The organism is Paenibacillus sp. MMS18-CY102 (assembly GCF_009789195.1).
Taxonomy (GTDB): Bacteria; Bacillota; Bacilli; order Paenibacillales; family Paenibacillaceae; genus Paenibacillus_T.
The window spans coordinates 1-761 of sequence record NZ_WSTC01000089.1; the positions used below are offsets into that span (position 1 = coordinate 1).

Below are 761 nucleotides of genomic sequence, written 5' to 3' on the forward strand. Positions count from 1 at the left end.
GGTACGGAATCATGGACATTGCCGGCGGTGACGAAAACATCGGTAACAAGGTTGTATTTCACATCAACTGTGCGATGATCCAAGTAGAAGAAGCCTTCCGGCTTACCTTCTCGGTACATATACCCGCTATCTGGATCAGTCGTGCTAACCTTAACTTCCTTGCCTTCCGTCACCTCCTCCCGTGGTTTTAGTGCTTTTTTCCTTGCGATTTACGGTCTGCTTCTACCGCCGCATTCAGTTCATCCACGTAATCCCGCGTGTTCTGTTGCACTTGCTCTCTCGTGTATTTATGTTTATTCGCATTGGCCTTTACGTGAGTTGAATCGGAGATCAGCACACGCCCGCCAATCATTCGATGCGACACAGCCTGAAGTACAATCTCATCAAAAATGTCTTGGAACACAGACGTATCTTTGAATCGCGTTCTCCGGTTCCAGCTAATCGTCGTGTGGTCAGGGACTCGGTCAGCTAGTCCAAGCCCAAGAAACCAACGGTAGGCGAGGTTGGTTTGAACTTCGCGTTCCAGTTGGCGTTCCGAACGAATGCCATAGAAGTAACCCAGGAAAATCATCTTGAACAGCACGAGGGGGTCGATGGCTGGACGCCCGTTATCTTGGCAGTAAAGGTGGCGTACTTTCTCATCGATGAAAGAAAAGTCGATATACTTATCGATCTTGCGGAGCATATGATCAGCAGGAACTAAATCTTCAATGGAGACTAGCTCATAGTTTTGTTGTTTATCTCGATTAGAACGCAGCATG

1 pseudogene is annotated in these 761 nt (G+C 47.8%); it reads right to left on the reverse strand.

The features are described 5' to 3' along the window. Positions 1-760, reverse strand: a pseudogene (locus GON22_RS25525) (transposase); the annotation flags it as partial. Position 761 lies beyond the last annotated feature (1 nt).